Annotated in this window: 19 protein-coding genes, 1 pseudogene and 1 riboswitch; of the genes and pseudogenes, 9 read left to right on the top strand and 11 right to left on the bottom strand. The window is 68.3% G+C overall.

The window, feature by feature from the left end; genetic code table 11:
- Positions 1-27 precede the first annotated feature (27 nt).
- Positions 28-99, bottom strand: a riboswitch (cobalamin riboswitch).
- A gap of 239 nt (positions 100-338) precedes the next feature.
- Complete coding sequence (locus ACFXKA_RS08065; RefSeq protein WP_354833231.1) at positions 339-707, top strand: nuclear transport factor 2 family protein; 369 nt, start codon at positions 339-341, stop codon at positions 705-707.
- Positions 708-812: 105 nt separating this feature from the next.
- On the opposite strand, the gene ACFXKA_RS08060 is transcribed toward ACFXKA_RS08065, so the two are convergent.
- The 3 genes from ACFXKA_RS08060 to ACFXKA_RS08050 form a co-directional block, all read right to left on the bottom strand.
- The gene (locus tag ACFXKA_RS08060; protein ID WP_379426588.1) at positions 813-1,679 is read right to left on the bottom strand and encodes an NAD-dependent epimerase/dehydratase family protein; all 867 of its coding nucleotides are present in this window, start codon (positions 1,677-1,679) and stop codon (positions 813-815) included.
- 110 nt (positions 1,680-1,789) lie between these two features.
- Positions 1,790-2,206: a nuclear transport factor 2 family protein gene (locus ACFXKA_RS08055; protein WP_379426587.1), complete on the bottom strand. Its 417-nt coding sequence runs from the start codon at positions 2,204-2,206 to the stop codon at positions 1,790-1,792.
- 149 nt (positions 2,207-2,355) lie between these two features.
- Positions 2,356-3,828: an MDR family MFS transporter gene (locus tag ACFXKA_RS08050; protein WP_354833225.1), complete on the bottom strand. Its 1,473-nt coding sequence runs from the start codon at positions 3,826-3,828 to the stop codon at positions 2,356-2,358.
- Positions 3,829-4,171: 343 nt separating this feature from the next.
- Here ACFXKA_RS08050 and ACFXKA_RS08045 point away from each other — a divergent pair, with 343 nt between their 5' ends.
- Positions 4,172-6,916: a helix-turn-helix transcriptional regulator gene (locus ACFXKA_RS08045; protein WP_379426586.1), complete on the top strand. Its 2,745-nt coding sequence runs from the start codon at positions 4,172-4,174 to the stop codon at positions 6,914-6,916.
- A 17-nt stretch (positions 6,917-6,933) separates the two neighbouring features.
- On the opposite strand, the gene ACFXKA_RS08040 is transcribed toward ACFXKA_RS08045, so the two are convergent.
- On the bottom strand, positions 6,934-7,800 hold the full coding sequence (locus tag ACFXKA_RS08040) for an alpha/beta hydrolase (protein ID WP_354833221.1): 867 nt from the start codon (positions 7,798-7,800) through the stop codon (positions 6,934-6,936).
- A gap of 190 nt (positions 7,801-7,990) precedes the next feature.
- Between ACFXKA_RS08040 and ACFXKA_RS08035 the strand changes: the two genes are divergently transcribed.
- On the top strand, positions 7,991-8,302 hold the full coding sequence (locus tag ACFXKA_RS08035) for a hypothetical protein (protein WP_364625100.1): 312 nt from the start codon (positions 7,991-7,993) through the stop codon (positions 8,300-8,302).
- A 9-nt stretch (positions 8,303-8,311) separates the two neighbouring features.
- On the opposite strand, the gene ACFXKA_RS08030 is transcribed toward ACFXKA_RS08035, so the two are convergent.
- From ACFXKA_RS08030 to ACFXKA_RS08005, 6 genes are all read right to left on the bottom strand, one after another.
- Positions 8,312-9,778, bottom strand: a complete 1,467-nt coding sequence (locus ACFXKA_RS08030) for a peptide MFS transporter (protein ID WP_379426585.1) — start codon at positions 9,776-9,778, stop codon at positions 8,312-8,314.
- Positions 9,779-9,912: 134 nt separating this feature from the next.
- Positions 9,913-10,917 (bottom strand): exopolyphosphatase, encoded by a 1,005-nt coding sequence (locus tag ACFXKA_RS08025; RefSeq protein ID WP_379426584.1) that lies wholly within the window; start codon positions 10,915-10,917, stop codon positions 9,913-9,915.
- A gap of 245 nt (positions 10,918-11,162) precedes the next feature.
- Complete coding sequence (locus tag ACFXKA_RS08020; RefSeq protein ID WP_379426583.1) at positions 11,163-11,711, bottom strand: DUF501 domain-containing protein; 549 nt, start codon at positions 11,709-11,711, stop codon at positions 11,163-11,165.
- The gene (locus ACFXKA_RS08015; protein WP_379426582.1) at positions 11,708-12,397 is read right to left on the bottom strand and encodes a septum formation initiator family protein; all 690 of its coding nucleotides are present in this window, start codon (positions 12,395-12,397) and stop codon (positions 11,708-11,710) included. The genes ACFXKA_RS08020 and ACFXKA_RS08015 overlap by 4 nt, the downstream gene beginning before the upstream one ends.
- A gap of 69 nt (positions 12,398-12,466) precedes the next feature.
- Complete coding sequence (gene eno, locus ACFXKA_RS08010; RefSeq protein WP_354833209.1) at positions 12,467-13,753, bottom strand: phosphopyruvate hydratase; 1,287 nt, start codon at positions 13,751-13,753, stop codon at positions 12,467-12,469.
- Positions 13,754-14,021: 268 nt separating this feature from the next.
- Positions 14,022-14,774: a lytic transglycosylase domain-containing protein gene (locus ACFXKA_RS08005; protein WP_379426630.1), complete on the bottom strand. Its 753-nt coding sequence runs from the start codon at positions 14,772-14,774 to the stop codon at positions 14,022-14,024.
- Between the two features lie 223 nt (positions 14,775-14,997).
- Between ACFXKA_RS08005 and ACFXKA_RS08000 the strand changes: the two genes are divergently transcribed.
- The 6 genes and pseudogenes from ACFXKA_RS08000 (at position 14,998) to ACFXKA_RS07975 (ending at position 22,641) form a co-directional block, all read left to right on the top strand.
- Positions 14,998-16,074 (top strand): TauD/TfdA family dioxygenase, encoded by a 1,077-nt coding sequence (locus tag ACFXKA_RS08000; protein WP_379426581.1) that lies wholly within the window; start codon positions 14,998-15,000, stop codon positions 16,072-16,074.
- Complete coding sequence (locus tag ACFXKA_RS07995; RefSeq protein WP_354833205.1) at positions 16,071-17,060, top strand: ornithine cyclodeaminase family protein; 990 nt, start codon at positions 16,071-16,073, stop codon at positions 17,058-17,060. The genes ACFXKA_RS08000 and ACFXKA_RS07995 overlap by 4 nt, the downstream gene beginning before the upstream one ends.
- 237 nt (positions 17,061-17,297) lie before the next feature.
- Positions 17,298-18,656, top strand: a complete 1,359-nt coding sequence (locus tag ACFXKA_RS07990; protein WP_379426580.1) for an alanine racemase — start codon at positions 17,298-17,300, stop codon at positions 18,654-18,656.
- A gap of 60 nt (positions 18,657-18,716) precedes the next feature.
- Positions 18,717-19,766, top strand: a pseudogene (locus ACFXKA_RS07985) (cysteine synthase family protein); the annotation flags it as partial.
- A gap of 350 nt (positions 19,767-20,116) precedes the next feature.
- Positions 20,117-21,514 carry an MATE family efflux transporter gene (locus tag ACFXKA_RS07980; protein WP_379426579.1) on the top strand — a complete coding sequence of 466 codons (1,398 nt, stop codon included), beginning with the start codon at positions 20,117-20,119 and terminating at the stop codon, positions 21,512-21,514.
- A gap of 158 nt (positions 21,515-21,672) precedes the next feature.
- The gene (locus tag ACFXKA_RS07975; protein ID WP_379426578.1) at positions 21,673-22,641 is read left to right on the top strand and encodes a phosphodiesterase; all 969 of its coding nucleotides are present in this window, start codon (positions 21,673-21,675) and stop codon (positions 22,639-22,641) included.
- A gap of 72 nt (positions 22,642-22,713) precedes the next feature.
- On the opposite strand, the gene ACFXKA_RS07970 is transcribed toward ACFXKA_RS07975, so the two are convergent.
- Positions 22,714-23,097 carry a VOC family protein gene (locus ACFXKA_RS07970; RefSeq protein WP_354833200.1) on the bottom strand — a complete coding sequence of 128 codons (384 nt, stop codon included), beginning with the start codon at positions 23,095-23,097 and terminating at the stop codon, positions 22,714-22,716.
- Between the last annotated feature and the right edge of the window lie 95 nt (positions 23,098-23,192).

The following is a 23,192-nucleotide window of genomic DNA, read 5'->3' as shown; positions in this document are numbered from 1 at the left end:
CCCGCACGTAGGGCTGTGGCGATGTGAGGTCTGACTCCCGTACCGCCGCAGCGGCCCGGACACAGTGGCGCGACCGTCCCGGATTCCCACCGGGTTCCCACCATCATCACAAAATGTTCGCCCGACTATACAGATCAGCGCCAACGACCCCGCCGGGCAGCGGGCACGGACGATCCCGCGCCCGAATGACATCGGCTTCGTGATGGACCGTCTCCGGACGAGCGGGCAACCGTGGTGCGGGGAGACCGGTCATGAGTACTTAAGTACGACAGATTCCCAGGTCCGGCATTCTTCATAACGTTGTGCTCATCAAGTTCACACCAGCAAGGAGAACCGACATGAGCGACATCAACGAACTCGTCCAGCGCTACCTCACCGCCTGGAACACCACTGACGCCTCGGCTCGCGCGGCCCTGGTCGCCGAACTGTTCACCGACGACGCCGAATACACCGACCCGCTGTGCTCGGTCCGCGGGCACGCCGGGTTGGATGCCACCATCGCCGCCGTCCAGGCTCAGTTCGCCGGAATGGAATTCAGCCTCGGTGCTCCGGTGGACGCGAACCACCACATCGCCCGCTTCACCTGGCACCTCGGCACCCCGGGCGCGGAGCCCCTGGTCGTCGGCTTCGACGTCGCCGCCCTCGCCGAGGACGGACGCATCGAACGCGTCTACGGCTTCCTCGACAAAGTCCCCGCCGGGGCTTGATCGTTGCGCCGCAAGCAGTTCGGAGACGCGGCGGTCGGCGATTGCCGGAACTCCAGCGAGGCCGGGTGGCCGCTCGATGCGGGCGGCCACCGCGCCCGCCTTTGATCAGCGGTAGGAACCGGCGCTCAGGTCAGCTGTTGCGCTGGGGCCCTGGGGGTTCCAGCCCAGGTCGGCGCGGGCGGCGTGACCGGTGACGGATTGGCTGAGGGCCAAGGCTTCGGCGAAAGGAGCGCCGAGGGCGGCTTCGGCTTCTGCGAGAGGCCAGATCACCGGGTCGCCCGAGACGCCGGCGGCCTGGGCCGCAGCGGTGGCGAGGTCGAGCACCGAGACGGCGGGCTCGGTGATCGCGTGCCAGATGGTGCCCGCCGGAGCCGATTCGACGACCTTCACGAAGAGGTCGGCCAGGTCGTCCACATGAACGGTGGGCCACACGACAGTGGAGTCGGCGACGACGACCGGGGCGTGGTGCTTGCGGGCGAGATCGACCAGGAGAGCGGGGATTCCGCCATTGCGGCCGTGCACGATGCCGGGGCGGATGACCGCGGCGCGAACGCCCGCACCGGCGAGGGCGAGGACCTGGCGTTCGATGACCGGGCGGTAGCCGACGATGGGAATGGCGTTGGTGGCCGCGGATTCGTCGGCGCCATCGGTCGCGCCGAGGACCCAGACGCCGCTGGTGTAGACGAAGGGCTTGCCGGTGCCGCGCAGCGGGTCGGTGAGGGCGGCGATGGCGGCGGCGTCCACGTCCGCGTCTCCACTGGGGGTGGCGAGGTTGACCACGGCGTCGATATCGGGAGTGACGGCGGCGGTGAGGGATGCCGGATCGGCGAGATCGCCGGTGCGCGTCTCGAATCCGGCCTCGCCGTCCTTACCCGGCCGTACCAGTGCCACCACCTCGTGGCCCAGTCCGGTAAAGCGTTCGGCGACCGCGGAACCCAGGTAGCCGCCGGCCCCGATGATCAGTACTCGCATGAATCTTCTCCTCCATCTCGGCCACGCCGGCCGTTTTCACGACAGCCTCGTCGGCCGCACTGGTATTCCGCTGTCAGTGGGTACGTTCTCGATTGCCAGCGAACAGCACGTCAATTACCGGCGAACAGCACGCGATTCGCGTACGCGGTGTCGAAATATTCCCGGGCTTCCGCGATTCGGCCGTCGACGACGCGGAAGGCGATGACGACATCGTTGACATACTCCGCGCCCGCCGCGGTGGTCGCGCGGGTGGTCCACTCTGCCACGGCGCGGTCCCCATCGGCGATCACGCCACGCACCTCCTGGCTCATGGGTTTGGTGGTGTCGAAGCGCGCCAGCATGGCGGGCAGGAAGCCGTGGAAGATCTGATCCGGTCCGACCCAGGTGCCCGAGGTCGGCAGGTCCCCGGCCAGCGTCCAGGTGGCATCGGGCGCGAAGAACTCGCCGCGCCGCTCGACCGCCTCGCCGCCCTGCAGGGCGCGAATGTAGTTCTCGATCACCGTCCGGGTCTCGTCTGTGCTGCTCATGCCATTCAGTTCACTGGAATTCCCGAGCCCGACCAAGGGGCAGCTCACACACTCAGCGATAAAGAACGCTTATCTATACAGGCTGCCGGACCCTCGATACGGGAAAGCGCCCGTGGCGTCGGGCCACGGGCGCTTTCACGCTCGGAGAGTCAGTCCTTGACCAGTGCGACGCCGGACGCGTCCAGGGCCTCGGGCGAATCCTCGACCGGCTCCGGCGATTCGGCGCGATTGGGCAGCAGCACCGCCATCACGATGACGATCAGCGCCAGCGCCGCGGAGACCGCGAACGCCAGCCGCATGCCGGACAGGTGGGCGTCGAGCGGGTTGGCGCCACCATCGGTCAGATGGGTGGCCCGCGACGTCATGACCGTCACCACCAGCGCGGTACCGAAGGCGGCGGCCACCTGCTGCAACGTGCCCAGCATGGAGCTGCCGTGCGAGTACAGGTGCATCGGCAGCGCGCCCAGACCCAGCGTGAACACCGGCGTGAAGGCGGCGGCCAGCGACACCATCAGCAGGATGTGCAGCGCCACCAGCGCGGGATACGGCGTGGTCAGCGAGAGCTGCGTGAAGCCGACGAGGGCGGCGGTGATGCCGATCGCGCCCGGAATCACCAGGACCCGGCCGCCGAACCGGTCGAACAGCCGGCCCACGGTCGGACCGAGCAGACCCATGGCCAGACCGCCGGGCATGACCAGCAGACCGGTCTGCAGTGGGCTCAGGCCGCGCAGGTTCTGCAGGTACAGCGGCAGCAGGATCATCGAGCCCATCATGGCCAGGAAGGCCACGGCCATCAGGACCAGTGCCTTGGCGTAGGCGCCGGCCAACAGGATTCGCAGATCCATCAGCGGGCTGCCGTTGCGCTGCAGGTACACCTGACGGAAGACGAAGATGGCGACCAGGGCCACACCGCCGGCGACGATCAGCGCCGGAGTGAGCGCGCTGCCCGCGCCGAACTTGCTCAGGCCGTACACCAGCCCGCCGAAGCCGAGGGCCGCGAACGCCACGCTGAACCAGTCGATCGAACCCGCTTGCGGCTCACCGACGTTCTCCAGCTTGCGCAGCCCGAACCAGGTCACCGCCGCGGCGATGGGCAGCACCAGCGCGAACAGCCATCGCCACGAACCGATCTGGAGCACCAGGCCGGAGATGACCGGGCCCATGGCCGGGGCGACCGAGATGGCCAGGGTGACATTGCCCATCACGCGGCCGCGGTCGTGCTCGGGGACGACCGTCATCAGGGTGGTCATGAGCAGCGGCATCATGACCGCGGTGCCGCCGGCCTGGACGACCCGGCCGATCAGCAGCACCGCGAACGACGGCGCGATCGCGGCCACCGCGGTACCGAGGAGGAAGACACCCATCGCGAGGGAGTACGCGCGCCGGGTGCTGACGCGCTGCAGGAACCAGCCGGTCACCGGAATGACCGCCGCCATGGTGAGCATGAACGCCGTGGACACCCACTGCGCGGACCGCTCGGTCACGTGAAGATCCGTCATGAGCCGCGGAATCGCATTGATCATGATGGTCTCGTTCAAGATCACCGTGAAGGTCGCGAGCACCAGCAACCGGATGACCGTTGGCGTCCGCTGCTTGGTCGAGCTAGCGGATAGATCGGGCATCGGAAAACCTCCGGGGGTGTTCGTATTCGAGGGGATGACGTGGAATCGGCGACAGTGCCGTCCGGGGGGCCATATCCATGCAGACGGGGACAGATCGCTCAACTCATCGGTCTCCGGTCAGTATTCCGGCGGGGTCCGACAGAATTCATCCGATTATCGGGTGAACCGCAGACCCATAGCATGCTGAAAGTGTGCTGTCACCAGCACTTATCGAACTCGGCAAACTTGCCGAGTGAGGCAGGTCACGTTTGAGGGCACGGGAGCTCGGATCGGTCCCGGATCCGGAACCCGCCATGATGGAGGGGATGCCCCGCCGCGATGGTGCGGTGCGGGGCGGGAGGGTGTGAGAACGACCGTGGCCGAACACATTCCGCAGCTGCGTGGACGCGAGCGCGAACAGCGGACGCTCGACACCCTGATCGAGGGTGCGCGCGACGGGCACAGCGCGGCGCTGGTGCTGCGCGGTGAACCCGGGATCGGCAAGACGGCACTGCTCGGATACGCCGCCGCGCGGGCGGACGCCGTGCGGGTGCTGCGCGGCACCGGCGTCGAGGTCGAGGCCGAATTGCCCTTCGCCGGACTGCAATTGCTGCTGCGCCCCGCCCTGGACCGGCTGCCCGGCCTGCCGGAACCGCAGCGGGCGGCGCTGGCGGGCGCACTCGGTCTCGGTCCCGGCGGGCGCGAGCCCATGCTCACCGGCCTGGCGGTGTTGTCGCTGCTCACGGATTATGCCGACGGCGCCGGGCTGCTGGTCGTGGTCGACGACGCGCAGTGGCTGGACCGGGCCTCGCAGGACGCGCTGCTGTTCGCGGCCCGGCGGCTGCAGGCCGAGGGCGTGGCCATGCTGTTCGGCGTCCGTGAGGGCGAGGGATCGTTCGAGGCGGCGGGACTGCCGGAGCAGCGATTGACCGGTCTGTCCCACGAGGCGGCGGCGGCCCTGCTGGATGAGCATGCGCTCACCCCGGCCGTGCGCTACCGGCTGCTGGCCGAGGCGCGCGGCAATCCGCTGGCCCTGCGCGAGCTGCCGCTGGCGATGGCCGCCGAATCGACGCCGGATCTCGCTACGGGCGCGCTGCCCCTGACCGATCGGCTGCGGCTGGCCTTCCACGGCCGGATCAGTCGGCTGCCGGAGCCGACCCAGACCCTGCTCACGGTGCTGGCCACCGATGAATCCACTGAGCCCGCCGTCGTGCTGCGCGCGGCGGCGAGCCTGGGAGCGGGCATCGATGATCTCGCGCCCGCCGAGGCAGCCGGACTGTTGCAGCGCGGGACCGGAGCCGACCTGTCGATCATGTTCCGCCACCCGCTGATTCGCGCGTCGGTGTACCAACGTGCCCCGCTGGGACAGCGATTGGCGGTGCACCGCGCCCTGGCCGAGGCGCTGGATGCGCCCGAGCAGGCGGATCGGCGGGCCTGGCATCGCGCGGCGGCCGCCCTCGGTCCCGATGCCGAGGTGGCGGATGCCTTGGAGCGCAGCGCTGTTCGCGCGCGCGAACGCGGCGGGCACAAGGCGGCGGCCGCCGCCTACGATCGGGCGGCCCGGCTCAGCGATCGGCCGGAGGATCGGAGGCGACGTCAGACGCTGGCCGCCCAGGCGGCGCTGGAGTCGGGGGATCTGGAGCGGGCAGCCGAGCTGGCCCGGCGCACGGCCCACGAGGTGAGCTCGGAATCGTTGCGCGCCAGTCTTTCCCAGGTGCGGGCGCTGGCCCTCTTCTGGCAGGGCAAGTTTCCGGACGCGCACCGGCTACTGATCGACGCGGCGACGAGTATCGCGGCCACCGAACCCGCACAGGCGGCGGACATGCTGGTGCAAGCCATACACACCGGGTGGTATCTGGGCGAGGCCGATTTGCGGGAGGTCCTCGACCACCTTGCGGACCTGCGGTTGCCGGATGCGCTGCCGGTGACCCCGGTGACGCGGTTCATCGGCCGGCTGTTCGAGCGTGGCCCGGGCCGGCCCCTGGCGCTGACGGACATTCTCGGCGAAATCCGTTCCCGGGGAGAGGTTTCCGACCAGGTGCTGTCGATCCTCTGCGGCATCGCGCTCGCGCGCGGCCAGGACGGGCCCGCCTTCGATCTGGCCATGTCCCTGGAGGGTAAGCATCGTGCCGCCGGTGCCGCCGGGCGGCTGCCGACCGTCCTGTTCTTTGCCTCCGAGGCCGATATCTTCACCGGCCGCCTGCGCGATGCGCGCACCGCGACGGTCGAGGCCCGCGACCTCGCCCGTGACACCGGTCAGCAGCAGTGGGTGCGCCAACTCAGCAGTGTGCTGGCGCATCTGGACGCACTGCGCGGCGATGAGGACGAGTGCCGGGCGCAGGCCGAGCTAGGCCTCACCGGGGATACGCCGGGAGCGATCGCGCCGGGCGCACCGTGGGCGCACTGGTCGCTGGGACTACTCGACCTCGGGGCCGGGCGAGCGGAATCGGCGCTGTCGCGCTTCGAGCGTTTGACGAAATCGCCGTTCGATCACCATATTTGCGCCACCCGGGCGGTGCCGGATCTGGTCGAGGCCGCCGTGCGGATCGGGGCTCCGGAGCGCGCCGCGGCGCCTTTCACGAACTTCGCCGGCTGGGCGGAGTCGGTGGGACAGGGCTGGGCCGATGCCCTGGTGCTGCGCTGCCGCGCGCTGCTGGACGACGAGAATGCCGAAGACCTGTACGCGAAGGCGCTCGAGCTGCACGACCGTGAGGCCCGTCCCATCGAATTCGCCCGTACCGCTCTGCTTTACGGCGAATGGCTGCGCCGCGCCCGCCGCAAGGCCGAGGCGCGCACCCGATTGCACGCCGCCCTCGAGGTCTTCGAACGGCTGGAACTGGACCCGTGGGCCAGGCGCGCCCGCCACGAGCTCACCGCGGCCGGCGCACCGGATTCCGATCCGGGTCCGTCGCGCCGTACCGCGACCGGCCTGACCCCGCAGGAATTGCAGATCGTCCGCCTCGCCGCGCAGGGCCTGTCCAACCGCGACATCGCCGCGCAGCTGTTCCTGAGCCACCGCACCGTCGGCTACCACCTCTACAAGGCGTACCCGAAGCTCGGCGTCACCTCGCGGGGCGAGCTGAAGGATATTGCCGCACAACTTCATTGATCATCGTGCCTGCCGGGTCATGCCTTGATGAACTCGAGCAGGTCGTTGTTGAGCTGCTCGGCATGGGTGACATAGAGCCCGTGCCCGGCGGCCGGGTACTCGCGGTAGGTCGCACCGGGCAGCAGCTCGGCGGTGCGGCGGCCGGTCATGTCGATCGGCGCCGAGAAGTCGGCGTCGCCGTGCACGATCAGCGCCGGAACAGTGATGCCGCGCACCGCTTCCCGGCTGTCGGCGTGGAAGACCGCCTCCTGGATCTTCAGCGTCGCCCACGGCGCGGTCGACAGGCACTGCCGGTAGGTGAGGTCCGACTGCTCGGGCGACACCTCGGTGCCGAACTGCTCGGCGAAGTACAGCTGCGACTGCCGGGCCAGCCACTTGGGCCGGTCGGCGCGGATGCGGTGCAGCATGTCCTCGAGCACCGCCACCGGAGCCCCGCCCGGGTTGTCGTCGGTGAGCTTCAGGAACGGCAGCATCGAGCTGACGAAAGCCACTCGCGCCACCCGGGATTCGCCGTGCCGGGCCAGGTAGCGGGCGATCTCCACGCCGCCGGTGGAATGCCCGACCAGGGTGGCCTCGGTCAGGTCCAGGTGGTCGAGCAGGGCCGCCAGGTCGTCGACGGTGGTGTCGAGGTCGTAGCCGCCGCGCGGCCGGTCGGAGCGACCGTGGCCGCGGCGGTCCAGCGAGATGCAGCGGTAGCCGAGGTCGGCGAAGAAGGGGATCTGGTATTCCCACATATCGGAAGCGAGCATGGCCCCGGCGACGAACACGATGGCCGGTCCGGTGCCGTAGTCCTCGTAGGCGAGCGTGGTGCCGTCGGTGGGGGTGGTGAAGAACATGGGAATCCCTTTGGCTCGGATCGCGGGTTCGAACTTGATGAACACCACGTTATGAAGATCCGCGTGACCGGGAATCTGTCGTACTTAAGTACTCGCGACCGGTCTCCCGGCACGCGTCGACGGACGCGTTCGGCCACCCATTCCCCACCACCGGCCGGAGCGTCGGCATACGATTGGCGAACCAGTCGGAAAAGGCCCGGTCAGCCGGATTCGACCGGGATACAGTCAGGAGTCACCAATGACCAAATTCCTGGTGATCTACAAGTCGGATCAGTCCGCTCGCGAGCGGATGGCCCAGACCACCCCGGAAGCCCAGGCGGCGGGCATGAAGGCCTGGATGGACTGGGCCGGTCGGGCGGGGTCGGCGATCGTCGATCTCGGGTCGCCGCTGGGACCCGGATCCCTCAATGCCGACGGCGGGATCGGCGGCTTCTCCATCCTGCAGGCCGACTCCAGCGAAGCCCTTCAGGAGGTGCTGAAGGGCCACCCGCACACCGAATGGGGCGGCACCATCGACATCTACGAATTCCTGGCCATGCCGGGCATGTGACGACGGGAGTTAGTGCACGCCCTCCATGTGGCGGCTGATCCAGGGCGCGACGGCCCAGACCATCGCGCCGACGGCCATGGCCACCAGGCCGGTGATGCCGAAGTACACCAGTTCGTGGGACGGGTCGTAGAACTTGGACAGCACGCCCGACATCGAGGTGCCGATGCCGACCGAGAAGAAGTACAGGGCCATCATCTGAGCGCGAAAAGCGTTGGGGGCCAACTTCGTCGTGACCGACAGACCGATCGGCGAGAGCATGAGCTCCGAGACCGCGAACGCGCCCAGGATGAAGAACACGATCACGAACGACACCGACTTGCCGTGGCTGCCCGCGAACAGGGTGAACAGCAGGAAGGCCGCGCCCATCCCGATCACGCCCAGCGAGAACTTGCGCGGGGTGCTCGGGGAGCGCATGCCCAGGCGGGTCCACATGATCGCGAACAGCGGCGACAGCGCGATGATCCACACCGGCTCCATGGAACCGATCCAGCTCGACGGCGCGGTCCAGCCGAAGATGGACCAGTTCATGCGCTCGTCGGAGTACACCGCCAGCACGGTGAAGATCTGCTGGAACAGCGACCAGAACACCGCGTTCGCGATGAACAGCGGCATGTAGGCGCGCACCCGGGTGCGCTCGATCGGGGTCACCTTTTCGCTGGTGAGCATGATGGCGAAGTAGGCGATCGAGGCCACGACGATCACGAAGGTGGTGGTGTCGGGCAGGTTGGACAGGGTCACCAGCCTGGTGGCCCAGGCGAAGGCGACCACCACGAGGATCGCGGCGAAGGCCGTCACAACCTTGGGAATCGCGGTGCGCGGCAACGGGTTCGGCACATCGCGGCCGTGCTCGCCCAGGTTCTTGCGGAAGATGACGTACTGGGTGAGGCCGATCGCCATACCGATGGCGGCGGCGCCGAAGCCGTAGTGGAAGCCCACGTGATCCTGCAGCAGGCCGGTGATCAGCGGACCGGCGAAGGCGCCCAGGTTGATACCCAGATAGAACAGGGTGAAGCCGCCGTCCGCGCGCGGATCGTCCTTCTCGTAGAGGGTGCCCAGCAACGAGGAGGCATTCGCTTTCAAGCCACCCGATCCCAGCGCGACCAGCACCAGGCCGACGCCGACACCGGTCAGGCCGGGGAGGATGGCCAGCGCGATGTGGCCGGCCATGACGACGACGCCGCCGTAGAAGACGGTGCGCTCCGAGCCGAGCAGCCGGTCCGCGATCCACGCGCCGAGCACGGTCGACAGATAGACCAGACCGCCGTAGGCGCCGACGATGCCGGTGGCGGTGGACTTGGCCATGCCGAGGCCGCCGTCGGTGGCCGTGTAGTACAGGTAGTAGCCGAGAATCGTGAGCATTCCGTAGAACGAGAACCGTTCCCACAATTCGACGCCGAACAGATTCGCGATACCGATGGGGTGGCCGAACAGGGTCCGTTCAGTGGCCGGTTTCGCGTCGTGAGCTACTCCTGACATACCGGCGACCCTCCCATAAAAGGCAATCCGACAGCAACCTCAGATGTTAACCTGCGTCACAATTGCCAAGGGAATGTTCAGGATGCGCGGGGGTGAGGGGCAGATGTCCCGCGGCCACTTGATAAGTGACCTGATCAGGCAATGGACAGTGCGATGCCATCCAGGATGTCATGTTCGCTGACAATCAGCTCGCGAATCCCGGCACGCCGCGCCAGCTCATCGGCAAGCACTTCGGCTATTACCGCGCCACCACCGATCACGTCCACCCGGCCCGGATGCATGGGCCCGAGCGCGGCCCGCTCGTCGTGGTTCATGCCGATCAGCCGATCGCACACCTTGCGCAGGTCGGCCAGCGGCAGGCGGGTGAGATGCACACGGTCCGAATCGTATTCGGGCAGATCCAGTGACACCGCGGCGATCGTGGTCATGGTCCCGGCCACACCCACCCAGGTGTGCGCCCGCTCCACCGGCACCACACCGAACGCCTGCGCCAGCCGCTCCGAGGCGAAGAAGCGCGCCGAGGCGACCTCCTCGCGGGTGGGCGGATTGCCGTGCAGGCAGCGCTCGGTGATGCGCACGCAGCCGATATCGGCCGAGTACGCCGCGTGCACGCCGGACGCGTCGCCCAGCACCACCTCGGTCGACCCGCCGCCGAGATCCACCACTACGAAAGGTCCTGCGGCGCTGGACAGTTCGCCGACGGCACCGGCGAAGGACAGCCGCGCCTCCTCGTCGCCGCTGATGACCTCGGCCTGGGCCCCCGGCACCACCCGGCCCAGCTCGACGCCGGTCATGGTGAAGAAGTCCTCGCGGTGGGCGGCATCGCGCGTGGCGGAGGTGGCCACCATCCGCACCCGCGTCACACCGTGCTTCAGCATGAGGTCGACATAGTCGCCCAGCGCCACCCGGGTGCGTTCGATCGCTTCGGGATTCAGCGCACCCGTGGCGTCCACGCCCTGGCCCAGTCGCACGATCCGCATCTCCCGATGCACATCGGTCAGATGCGGCTTACCGTCGGCGTCGCGCGCGACATCGGCGATCAAGAGCCGGATCGAGTTGGTCCCACAGTCGACGCCCGCGATCCGCTCGTGCGCTTCCGCACCGGGGGCCGCACTCCGCGCGAACTCTGCGTTGCTCATCCCTGACCTCTGAATTCGACTGGTTCTGAACACATCTCGCCGAGCAGGCCGCCCCGCCCGCGCGGCGGCGCGGCCGACTCCGGCCCGGCACCCGGCGGCCGACTCCACGCCCTCGGCAGCCTACCCATCCGCTGCCGGCGCGGTCGATCGAACCTCGCGAGAGCGACTGGGCTCGCGCCCTGCTCCGCATCGGTGCGCGCCCGCCGGACCGGTGCCGGCCGGTTGTTCATCCGGGCGCGGCCGGCTCATTCGCCGGCGGTCGCCGAATCGGTGCGGTACTCCTCGTATTTCGGCCAGTCGGCCGGAATGGCGGTGCCGCGCAGGCCGTGGTCAGCGGCCAGGGCGACGGCCTCGTCGCCGAGGGGGTTGAGGCCCGGGCCCTTGGCCAGGGAGTGGGCGATGAGAACGTGCAGGCACTTGACCCGGTCGGGCATGCCGCCGCCCGCGAAGTCGGTACCGAGGTCCTCGATGGCATTGCGCTCGGACAGGTAGCTGTCGTACGCGGCGCGGTAGGCGGCGGCGAGTTCCGGGTCGCGGGTGAGGCGTTCGGACATGTCGCGCATCAGCCCGGTGGTCTCCAGACGGCTCGCCTCGGCGGTCAGGCGCGGGTCCGTCAGGTAGTACAGGGTTGGGAAGGGGGTGCCGTCCGGGAGCTTGGGCGCGGTCTTGACCACCGCGGGCAGGCCGTCCGGAGTGCGGTAGGCGATGGCGAGCACGCCGCGCGGAGCCCGGCCCAGTTGCTCGGCGACGATCGCGAGATCGCGCTCGCCGGGGACGTTCTCGGCTGCGGTCACCTGGGTTGTCCTTCCTCGGTGGGGGCGCGCGGCGGGGGCGCCGGTGCGGGTGGCGGGGTGGGAGCCGGGGCGGCGACGGGCTGCGGCGAGGAAACGCTGTGCCACAGCTGCGTGTACCAGGGGTCGGGCTCCCGGGGTTTGACGGGCTGGGTCGGGATGGCCGGCTGCTCGATCTCGGGGATCTGCACGATGTAGGGCGTGTCCCCCGGCATCACCAGCCGCAGGCGGTCCCGGGCCTCGGCCTTGATGTAGTTCGGATCCTGTTGCTGCGCACGGCGATCGCGCAGGCTCACGACCTCCTCCTCCAGCTGGCGATGCTGTGCGGCCAGGTCGGCGGCGTCCGAGCGCTGCGCGAAGTAGGTGCGCAGCGGCACCGCCAGGGTGAGCGCGAGCCCCGCCAGCACAGCGGCCAGCAGCACCGCGCGACCGGTGGACAGGCCGAGGATCTTGCGTTCGTGCCGTTCGGCTTTCGCGGCCGCTCTGGGGGCGGTGCGACGCTTGGGAGCCGGCTTCCCGGAGGTCGTGCGGCTACTGCTCGAGCTCGAAGATTTCGCGGCGGCACCGGATTTCGGGGCGGCGGATTCGTTCCGCTTCCCGGCCGAGCCGCTCTTGGCGCGAGCGGAGCGCGACGGGCGCCGGTCACTTCGTCCTGCCGGACTAGTTCCGCGCGCCCGTCGCTCCGTCATCTCACACCTCGAAATTCAGTAGTAGTCCCAACTCTCGGGGTCCGGGTCGGGGCTCGAGCTACCGATTATTCAGCCTTCGAACGCGAATCGCGGGAAGGCGGCGTCACCGGCGTAGCGCGCCGAGTCGCCCAGGGCGTCCTCGATACGCAGCAGCTGGTTGTACTTGGCGACACGCTCCGAACGGGCCGGGGCGCCGGTCTTGATCTGGCCGGAGCCGACCGCCACCGCCAGGTCGGCGATGGTGGTGTCCTCGGTCTCGCCGGACCGGTGGCTCATCATGGTCTTGTAGCCGTTGCGGTGGGCCAGCTCGACCGCGTCCAGGGTCTCGGTCAGGGTGCCGATCTGGTTGACCTTCACCAGGAGTGCGTTGGCCGCGCCCTTGGCGATGCCCTCTTCCAGGCGATCCGGGTTGGTGACGAACAGGTCGTCGCCGACGAGCTGCACCTTGTCGCCGATCTGGTCGGTCAGGGAGACCCAGCCGTCCCAGTCGTCCTCGGACAGCGGGTCCTCGATCGAGACGATCGGGTAGTTGCCGAGCAGGCCGGCGTAGAACTGGGCCATCTCGGCGGCGGTGTGCAGCTTGCCCTCGAACTTGTAGCCCTCACCGGTGGTGTAGAACTCGGTGGCGGCCACGTCGAGCGCGAGCGCGATCTCGCTGCCCAGCTTGAAACCGGCCTTCTCGATCGCCGAGGCGATCAGGTCAAGGGCGGCACGGGTATTCGCGACCGACGGCGCGAAACCGCCCTCGTCGCCGAGACCGGTCGACAGGCCCTGGGACTTGAGCACCGACTTCAGCGTGTGGTAGACCTCCGCGCCCCAGCGCAGCGACTCCTTGAAGGTGGCCGCGCCGATCGGGGCGATCATGAACTCCTGGACGTCGACGCCGGAGTCGGCGTGCGCGCCACCGTTGAGGATGTTCATCATCGGCACCGGCAGGACGTGGGCGTTCGGGCCGCCGACGTAGCGGAACAGCTCCAGGCCCGAGGACTCGGCGGCCGCGCGGGCCACCGCGAGCGAAACACCCAGCAGGGCGTTGGCGCCCAGACGCGACTTGTCCGGGGTGCCGTCCAGATCCAGCAGGGTCTGGTCGACGGTGCGCTGCTCGACGGCGTCGAGACCGATCACGGCCGGGGCGATCTCGTCGAGGACGCCCTCGACGGCCTTCTGCACGCCCTTGCCCTGGTAGCGGTCGCCACCGTCACGCAGCTCGACGGCCTCGTGCTCACCGGTGGACGCGCCGGAGGGCACGGCCGCGCGGGTGAGGGTGCCGTCGTCGAGAGCGATCTCGACCTCGACAGTGGGGTTGCCACGCGAATCCAGGATCTCGCGAGCTCCGACCTGTTCGATGATGGCCACGAAACGACACTCCTTCGGCTGCTGACTCGGCAGGTCGCACGGCGAACCCGTGCGCTGACGAGCCTACTGTGCCGGGATCGCGCCGCCGCATCCCCCCATCGGCGCGCCCGCAAGATATACACACTCCCCGACTACTACGACCACAGACCAGGTTCGCGGTGCGTCTCGTTCCGGACTGACGTAGCGGGGGAGCGAAGCGGAGGAGCGAAGGAGGGAAGAACGAGACTTCCAGCGCCGCGAACCCGCCCGGAACGAAGCGGAGGGCAAATCAGACACTGCGGCCCACGCTGTAGGCGGCGGCGCGGTACCGGACGGTGTTCATATAAGTGGTGGATTGGTTGTAGGTGAGCAGCGCCTGCTGCCAGCCGGGTGCGCCGGTGAGGTCGCCGCCCATGGCGCAGAGGTAGCGCGCGGCGGTGAGGGCCGCATCGTCGATATTGTCCGGATCGATCTTGCCGTCGCCGTTGGCGTCCACACCCCAGCGCTGCCAGGTCTCCGGAATGAACTGGAACGGACCCATCGCCCGGACGTACACCGGATTCGCCTCGGTGGAGCTCACATCCGGAATTCGCGCGCGCCCGGGCGAACCATCCAGTGGCAGCCCGCGAATGGGCGGCGACACTGTCCCGTCATCGGCGATGTGCGATCCGCGGTGCGTGCCGTGCTGGCTCTCCACGCTCGCGATGCCCGCCAGCGTGGTCCAGCCGATCCCGCATTCCGGCTTGGACCGCGCCATCACCTCCGCCGCGTATCCGTAGGCCTCCAGGGCCAGCACCGGAATGCCGGTCGGCCCGTGCTGTTCCTCCGCCCAGTCCCGCAGCTGAATCGCGGTGCGCCCCGGCGCATCCAGGTCGATCGGCGGCAGCGGTGCGCCCGCCCCCGGCGGCATGTCGTCGGGGACGGGCGTGAGATTGCTTGTCCCGCAACCGGTCAGCAATACCAGCGCGGCGGCCGTGCCCAGCAGGCCGGCGCGGGTCAGCGGGGCCAGCAGGCCGGCCATTCGGATACGCACCCCATTCATCATCCAGATGGATCGGCGTGGAGGCGAACACCGTGAACACGGTTCGCCCGGGTCGCCGGTAACGATCGTGTTCGACCGGCCGCCGCACGGGAATCCCATATCCATCCGCTATTTCTACGACACGCCCTTAGGTAAGGCTTGCCAAAATTCTGCGGGGGTAATAGCGTCTCTCGCCGAGCCAAGATCACCATGCCACCGCCCAGCCAGGAAGGCCCTCCCGTTGGTGAAAAGCGTTCTCCCCGAACGTAGTCAGCTCCACCCAGCCCAGCTCGAACGACGCGACCTGCCCGAATCCGCAGCCCGGGCAGTGCGCCACGTCGCTGCTGAGATCGCCGTCACAGTCGGGCGCTGCCCGGAGATCGCGACCACCCTCTCGCACCCGGTCCTGCTGCGCCACATCGACGCCAAGTACGGACGGCTGCCCGACGCCGTGCACGAGGCCATGCGGCCGCCCGCCACCGCGGCAGGCGTGGCGGTCATCAGCCGGCTTCCCGTCGACGACGAGGAATTCGGCCCGACGCCGTACAACTGGCAGCAGGCGACCGAACTGGCCGGAACCCGGACACCGCGGTCCGGCTCCTTCCAGCTCGATATCGCCATGCTGCTGCTCGCACGGTGCGCCGGTGAACCCTTCGGCTGGGAGGGCCAGCAGGCGGGGCGGCTGGTGAACAACATCGTGCCCACGCCCGGCCACGAACACGAGCAGTCGGGCGCCAGCAGCGCCGCGCTGCTCAGCCCGCACACCGAGGACGCCTTCCACCCGGACCGGGCCAACCTGCTCATGCTCGGCTGCCTGCGCAATCCGGATCGGATCGCGACCACCGTGTCCTCGATCCGGAACGCGGAACTCGATGCGGCACAGCGGAAGATCCTGAGCACGGCGCGACTGCCGATCCTGCCGGACGTCTCCTATGGCAGCGCCTTCGGCGACGCCCCGGCGCCGCCGATCGCCACCCTCGGCGACGACGCGGGCGGGACCACACTGCGTTTCGACCCGGCGTACACCCCGCTCGACCGTGCCGACGACGAATTCCGCGGCGCCTACCGGCATTTGAGCGGCGAACTCGAAAGAGTGTGCCTGGCCGCGGCTTTGGCGCCCGGAGAACTACTCCTGGTGGACAATGACGTGGTGGTGCACGGGCGGGTGCCGTTCACCCCCCGCTACGACGGCACCGACCGCTGGCTCAAGCGGGTCAATATTCGCCTGCCCCAACGCCGCCGCGACGCCGAGGCCGGGGAGGACGGCTACGGTCAGCGCGTGGTGGCACCGTTCCGCACGACCCGAGGACAGAACACGTGAACTGCCGCCCCACCCCGCTCCGCGTACTCAGCCGCAGCGACCTGGCCGATGTCCCGATCTCCCCGGCCGAGGTGGTGCGGGCCGTCGAAGACGCGTACCTCGCACTGGCGGGCGGCGATTCGGACAACCCCCGCAAACTCAGCGTCGCCCATCCCGACGGATGGTCGGTGGCCTACGCCATGCTGGGACGCGACGGGCGGCGCCGGGTGGTGGCCATGAAGACCAGCTACAAATTCGATCCGCACCACGACAGGTCGAACAAGCGGTATTTCACGACGATCTCGCTCTACGACGATGCCACCGGGAACCCGATCGCGCTGATGGACTGCGCCCGCGTCGGCGCCCTGCGCACACCCGCGGTCTCGGCACTGCTGGTACGCGAATGCGCCCGGCCGGGAGCGCGCAGCGTCCTGCTGATCGGCACCGGCACCCAGGGCCGCAATGCGCTACCCCATCTACTGGCGGCGAATCCGCAGCTGAACCGACTCATGCTCTACGGCACCCACCCGGAAGGATTGGAAGCGGTGAATCAGCAACTGCTGCACCATCATCCGCACGCCGAACTCGATATCGTGAGCGACCCGTATGCGGCGGCGCGCGAAGCGGACATCATTCTCGCCACCGCCGGGCCCGGCACTCAGGTGGCGATCGAGGCCAAGGATCTGGCACCCGGGGCGACCGCGGTACTGGTCGGCTATGGCCTGGCGCCCTCCACCCTCGTCGAGGCCGATCGCGTAATCGCCACCAGCGCCGAACAAATGGCTTTGACCGGAACCGATATGGCGGGTCCCGACGGTCGACTACGCAGGGTCGACGCCGAGCTACCCCAGATTCTCGACCGCCGGGCGGCGGGCCGGACAACCGACGACGAACGAGTTTTCGTTTACAACAGCGGACTGGTGCTCACCGATATCGCCGTCGCGCACGCGCTGGCCAACCGCGCCATCGCCGAGGGGCGGGGCACCGAAGTGTCGCTCTGGGATTGAATCAGTATCGCCCTGGGGCTGAATAGCCGTCTTGATCCGATGGATTCACGGCAGAAATTCACCCGTAAAAGCTATTTCGGACATTGATCCAACCGATAACCGATTGAGCCCAACGTTTCGCACAAATTCTCATGCAGTTGGCTATCGCTGCCACCAGCCCCGGACCGGGGTCGGGGGTCCACTGCGGGGATGGCCGATGGCCATCCGCCACACCCGAAAGGAAAAATGTCCGCGTCCGTGGAGACCGTGATCGTTCCCCCCGGCATAGCCGACATCACGGCCGCGCCGATGCCGGCCCACCGCCCCGACTGGGAGGAGCAGCTCCTCGCCGACACGAAGCTGCTGCGGGAGATGGCCGAAACGATCGGTGGACCGTTCCACGTCATGTATCCGGACCGGATCGTCGCGAATATTCAAGCCTTCCAACGGGTCTTCACCAGCGCCGATGTCACGGGTGCGATCTACTACGGGAAGAAGGCCAATAAGGCAGCGTGTGTCGTCCGCGCCTGCGCCGAAGCCGGTTCCGGCATCGATGTCGCCAGCGTCGGCGAACTGAAGGCGGCCATGACCGGAGGCATCCGGGGATGCGACCTGATGGTGACCGGCCCCGCGAAATCGAACCAGCTCCTGGAGCTGGCCACCCGGGCCGGGGCCCTGATCGCCGTCGACGATCTCGATGAGCTCGCACGCCTGCGCGCAATCGGCATCACCAGCCGGGTTCTCCTGCGGGTCCTGCCGCCGGGTTCGGACAGCCGCCTCGGAATGACGTCCGACGAAGTCGACCTCGCGCTGGCCTTCGTCGACACGAGCTCGATTCGTCTGGAAGGCTTCAGTTTTCACCTCAGTGGCTATGAAGTCGCACCGCGCGCCGCGCTGGCCCTGGCGCTAATCGAGCGCTGCTGCAATGCCCGGGCTCTCGGCCATCCCATCACCACGATCTCCATCGGCGGCGGGTTCGGCGTCGATTACGTCCCCGCGCGGGCGTGGGAAGCCTTCCTCGGCGGCGTCAATCCGCGGTGGTTCCATCGCGACCGCGCCCCGGACTCCTATTATCCCTACCACTGCCCGGTTCCCGGCCCAGCGATGCTGGCGGCGGTTCTGGAACATCAGGATCTGGCAAAGCTTTTGCGCCGACACGGAATTCGACTGGCAATCGAACCGGGGCGAGCCCTGCTCGACAGTGCAGGTAGCACCGTATTCGGAATCCAGGGCGTGAAAGTCAGGACCGCACACGAAGTCCCGTACCTCATCGTCACCGCGAACGGCACCAGCCTCAGCCTCTCCGAACAATGGTTCGACAGTGAATATCTGCCCGATCCCGTCCTGTGGCCGCGAAGTGCGGGAAACCCTACCCCGACCTGCGTCGGCGGATCCTCCTGCCTCGAAGAAGACATGCTGAGCTGGCGTCGTATCCCACTCCCCCGCCCGGCGACCACGGGCGATCTGCTCATCTACCCGAATACGGCCGGTTATCAGATGGACAGCAATGAGTCGTCATTCCACGACTTGCCCATACCGCCGAAGATAGTTTTGCGAAGGTCGCCGGATGGACGACAATTCGATTGGACCTTCGACACCGACGGTTTCCCGATCTGAACGGTTTCGCGCTCACCGCCCGCTACACGCTCCATCGACTTTCCCGAGGAGAAGTACTCGATGCCGGTTATTGTCAGGCGAGTGTCCGAGCTCATCGGACGGACACCGCTATTCGAGCTGGCCGTCAGCCCCGAGACCGGGACCCGGCTGCTGCTGAAGCTCGAAACCATGAACCCGACGGGCACCGCCAAAATTCGAATGGCCCGGGCCATGGTGCTGGACGCGGAACAGCGCGGGCTGTTGCGCCCGGGCGGCCATATCATCGAATCGACCTCCGGGAATACGGGTTTGGGATTGGCCGTGGTGTCGCGGGAACGCGGGTATCGGTTCACGGCCGTGGTCGACCACCACGCGTGCCCGGCGAAGTTGAATGCCATGCGCGCGATGGGAACCGAGCTCGAATTCGTCTCCGACGACGGCGACGACGGCCTCTCGACCTCGGCGCGGGAAGAACGCGCGGCGCAGATGGCGCAGGAGGAGGGGCCCGGCGCCTACTTTCCCGCTCAGCACGACAACCTCGCCAATGGCGTCGGGTACCACGCGCTGGCCGAGGAACTGCTCGAGGACCTCGAGCGGATCGACATTCTGGTCGGCGCGGTGGGCACCGGGGGCTCGCTGTTCGGTACGGCTCGCGGGCTGCGCGACCACGGATGCGCGCCACGGTTGGTCGGCGTGGAGCCCGAGGGGTCGATCGCCTTCGGCGGTCCGGCCCACGACTATTGGCAGTCGGGCACCGGAACGCCGCTCGGCGCCACCCCCGGCATCCATGTGGACCAGGATCTGCACCTGATCGAGGAACGCGATCGGGTCAAGGTCTCCGATGTCGACGCGTTCGCCACCGCCCGGGCGCTGGCCGCCACCGCGGGGCTGCTGATCGGCGGTTCCTCCGGTAGTTCGGTGTACGCGGCCCTGACCCGGCTCGAGCAGTACCCGGACTTCTCCACCGTGGTCGTCATCATCAATGATGACGGTGAGAAATACCTGGACACCGTTTTCGACGCCACCTGGATGAGCGACCGAGACCTGATCGATCTGGAGCGCGAGACCAAGGTCGTGGAGCTGCTGAAGACCTACACACCGCCCAGCCGTCCGGACCCCGGCGAACTCACCGTGCGTCGTCACCTCCATCGTGCGTTGCCGGACAATTTCGCCGTCGAGAAGGGACTCACCGGCGCGAAGCTGGAGGACTACGCCGACGCGAAGGTGCCGCAGGCCAACCTGATTCACCTGCTGCGCCAGGTCGGCATGCCGCCGCGCGAAATCGGCGAGCTGCTGGCCAGCGGCAATGACAACGACGTCCACCTGGCCCTCGAGAAGCACCGGCAGCGACTGGTCGACCAGCGCGCGATGGTCGACCAGCTGCTCGCGGCCATGCGGGGCTCGGCGTCCGGGCAGCGGGCCACCCACACCATTCTGGTGCCCGATCCGGCGCCCACCGACGCGGACGGGGCTGCCACGAAATGATCGGGGCGCTCCGGCAATCCGATGGGCGGGCGCTGACTTCGCTTGCCACGCCCATCGCTTTGACCCAGCTGGCTCAGGTTGCGGTGTCCACCACGAATATTGCGTTGATGGGGACGCTCGGCGTGCGGGAGGTGGCCGCGGGTGGGCTGGCGCTGGTGTTGTTCAACCAGATTCGGACCATGTGTGTGGGGTTGATTACCGGAACGGGTAATCAGGTGGCGACGGTGGTGAGCCGGGCCGAGAAGCAGGGGCGGGGAGCCGAGGCGGAGGTTCGGGAGGTGGTGCGGTCGAGCTTCCTGATCGCGACCGTCGCCGGATTGCTCGGCGGCGCAGTGCTCATCGGGCTCGGGTGGGTGCTGCGATGGGTGGGGCAGGATGCACAGGTGCTCGCGGAGGCGCGGCCGATGATGGTCGCGCTGGCGCCGGGGTTGGTGCCGTGCCTGTGGTTTCAGGTGTTGCGGCAGTACACCGTCGGGATGCAGCGGCCGCAGGCCCTCCTGCTGGTGACACTGGGGTCGGTGGTGCTGAATCTGGTGCTGGCGCTGACGTTCATGCACGGCTGGGCCGGGCTGCCCGCGCTGGGGCTGACCGGGGTCGGCGTGGCGACCTCGCTGGTCTTCCTGATCACCTTCGGGGTGTTCTGGGCGATGGTGCGGCGGGATTCGAAACTCGGTGCGACACTGCCGGTTCGGGTATGGCCGGTGCATGCGGCGACGGCGTGGGAGGAGTTGCGGCTGGGGACGCCGATCGCGCTGACCTACGGGTCGGAGGCGGGCATGTTCTCGGTGCTGGCGCTGGTGATGGGGAGTCTGGGGGCGGCGGCGCTGGCGGCGCACAATGTCGTCTATCAGATCGTGTACATCGTGTTCCAGGTGGCGATCGGGCTCTCGCACGGGGCATCGATCCTGGTGAGCAAGGCGGTGGCGCGGGACGAGTTCGCGCACGCACGGTCGGTGGCGTGGCTGGCGCTGCGATGCGTGGCAGTGGTCGCCGGGGTCACGGGGGTCGTGTATGTGCTGGCGCCGGACCGGGTGCTGCGGCCGTTCCTGGCCGACAGTGATTCGGCCACGGTGGCACTGGCGCACACGCTGCTGCTGATCGCCATCGTGCTGCAGTTCTTCGACGCCGCCCAGAACATCGGGGTCGGGCTGCTGCGCGGGCTCAAGGACACCAAGGCCGGGTTCCGGCTCTCCCTCGTCGGGTACTGGGGTGTGGGATTGCCCACGGCGCTGCTGCTCGCGCTCCCCGCGCACCTGGGGGCCGCGGGCGTGTGGTGGGGGCTGACCGCCGGTCTGGCCACCACCGCTGCCCTGATGCTGCGTCGCTTCTTCACCCTGCTGCATGCACAGGAGCAGGCGAATCCGCGGGTGCTGGCCGGTAGCCTCCGGCATTAGCCCGACACCCAAATCTCACCTTCCCGCAAGCATGCCGTCACTGGGCGCGGGCAACCTGAGAGAAACGGGCTTCGCTATTCTGGCGACGAATTCGGCAAGTGCAGTCGACAGGGTCGGCAAGCCTAGGGCGCACACCACCAACGCCGGGGAGGATGTCCGTGCACATCTCGCGAGTCGCCGAGTATCCGAGGGCAGATCATGTCCTGTTCCATTTCAGCGACACCCATCTGATCGCCGCTGACACCGAGCTCTACGGTGCGGTCGACGCCGAGGCGCGGCTGACCACACTGCTCGGGCAGGCCGAGGCCAGCCGCATCGCGCCGACCGCCATCGTCTTCACCGGCGATCTCGCCGACCAGGGCGAGCCCGGCGCGTACCGCAAACTGCGGGATCTGGTGGAGCCGTGGGCCGAACGGATCGGCGCACCCGTGGTGTGGGTCGCCGGCAACCACGACGACCGCGCGGCCCTGCGCGAGGAGCTCCTCGACGCGGTGCCTTCGAACGACGCGGCTTCCGGCGCACCGTTCGACGCGGTCCACATGTTCGACGGGCTGCGCGTCATCGCCCTCGACACCACTGTTCCCGGCCACCATTGGGGCGAGATCACTGACGACCAATTGGCCTGGCTGCGTGAGGTTCTCGCCGAACCCGCCCCCTTCGGCACCATCCTCGCCATGCACCACCCGCCCATCCCCTGCGTCCAGGACCTGGCCGTCCTGGTCGAACTACGCGACCAGCGCCGCCTCGCCGACGTCCTCGACGGCACCGACGTCCGCGCCATTCTGGCTGGGCACCTGCACCTTTCGAGCACCGCCACCTTCGCCGGCATCCCGGTCTCGGTAGCTTCGGCCACCTGCTACAGCCAGGACATGGCCGCCGCCGAGGGCGGCCAACGCGGCCGCGACGGCGCCCAAGCCTTCAACTACGTCCACATCTACCCCGACACCATCGTCCACTCGGTAGTCCCCATCGGCCACGGCCCCACCGTCGGCAACCCCGCCGACCCCGAACAAGCAGCGACCAGGCTCGCCGACGCCGGCATCGTCATCCCACCGGCGGCCCGCATCCCACACGTCCTCCGCCGCCGGACCGAGGCCCCCGAATCCGACGGCGAAACAGTCCTCTGACCGTTCAGGGAGATTTCGGTGCCGCCTATCGCCGGAATCGCTTCGGCCGCTGACCATCCGCGGCCGCTGGGCTCAACCTGACGCGGTGGTCCCGCTCCGGCTCGCGATCTGATAGACGTTGCCGAACGGGTCGCGCACCATGGCTCGGCGATCACCATACGGCGTGTCGAGCGGTGCCTCCACGCTGACTGCCCCCGCGGTCAGCGCCCGCTGATATGTGGCGGCGACGTCATCGACATAGACGTACAGAAAGGCTGGAAACACCTCGCGTTCGCCAGATGCCGACACCATGACCAGCGAGTCGCCGATACGGACCTCGGTAGGTCGATTCGGCTCGACGTCGCCGACTGCTTCGAATACCGTCCGCAGGAACTCGACCGCGGCAAGTTGGTCATCGACCACCATGCGTGGTGTCACTGAATGAAACCCTGGCGGAAGAGCAGAAGCCTTGGCCATGCGGAGAGTCTCGCATGCCACCGTGAGCCAGGGTACAAGGTCAGCAGAACACGGTCACCGCATCACTAAATGATCATCGCGTGCTCTATCGGGGA

The organism is Nocardia sp. NPDC059228 (assembly GCF_042754245.1).
Classification (GTDB): Bacteria; Actinomycetota; Actinomycetes; order Mycobacteriales; family Mycobacteriaceae; genus Nocardia.
Note: the sequence above shows the minus strand (reverse complement) of the source record. Positions and strands in the feature narration are given on the sequence as shown.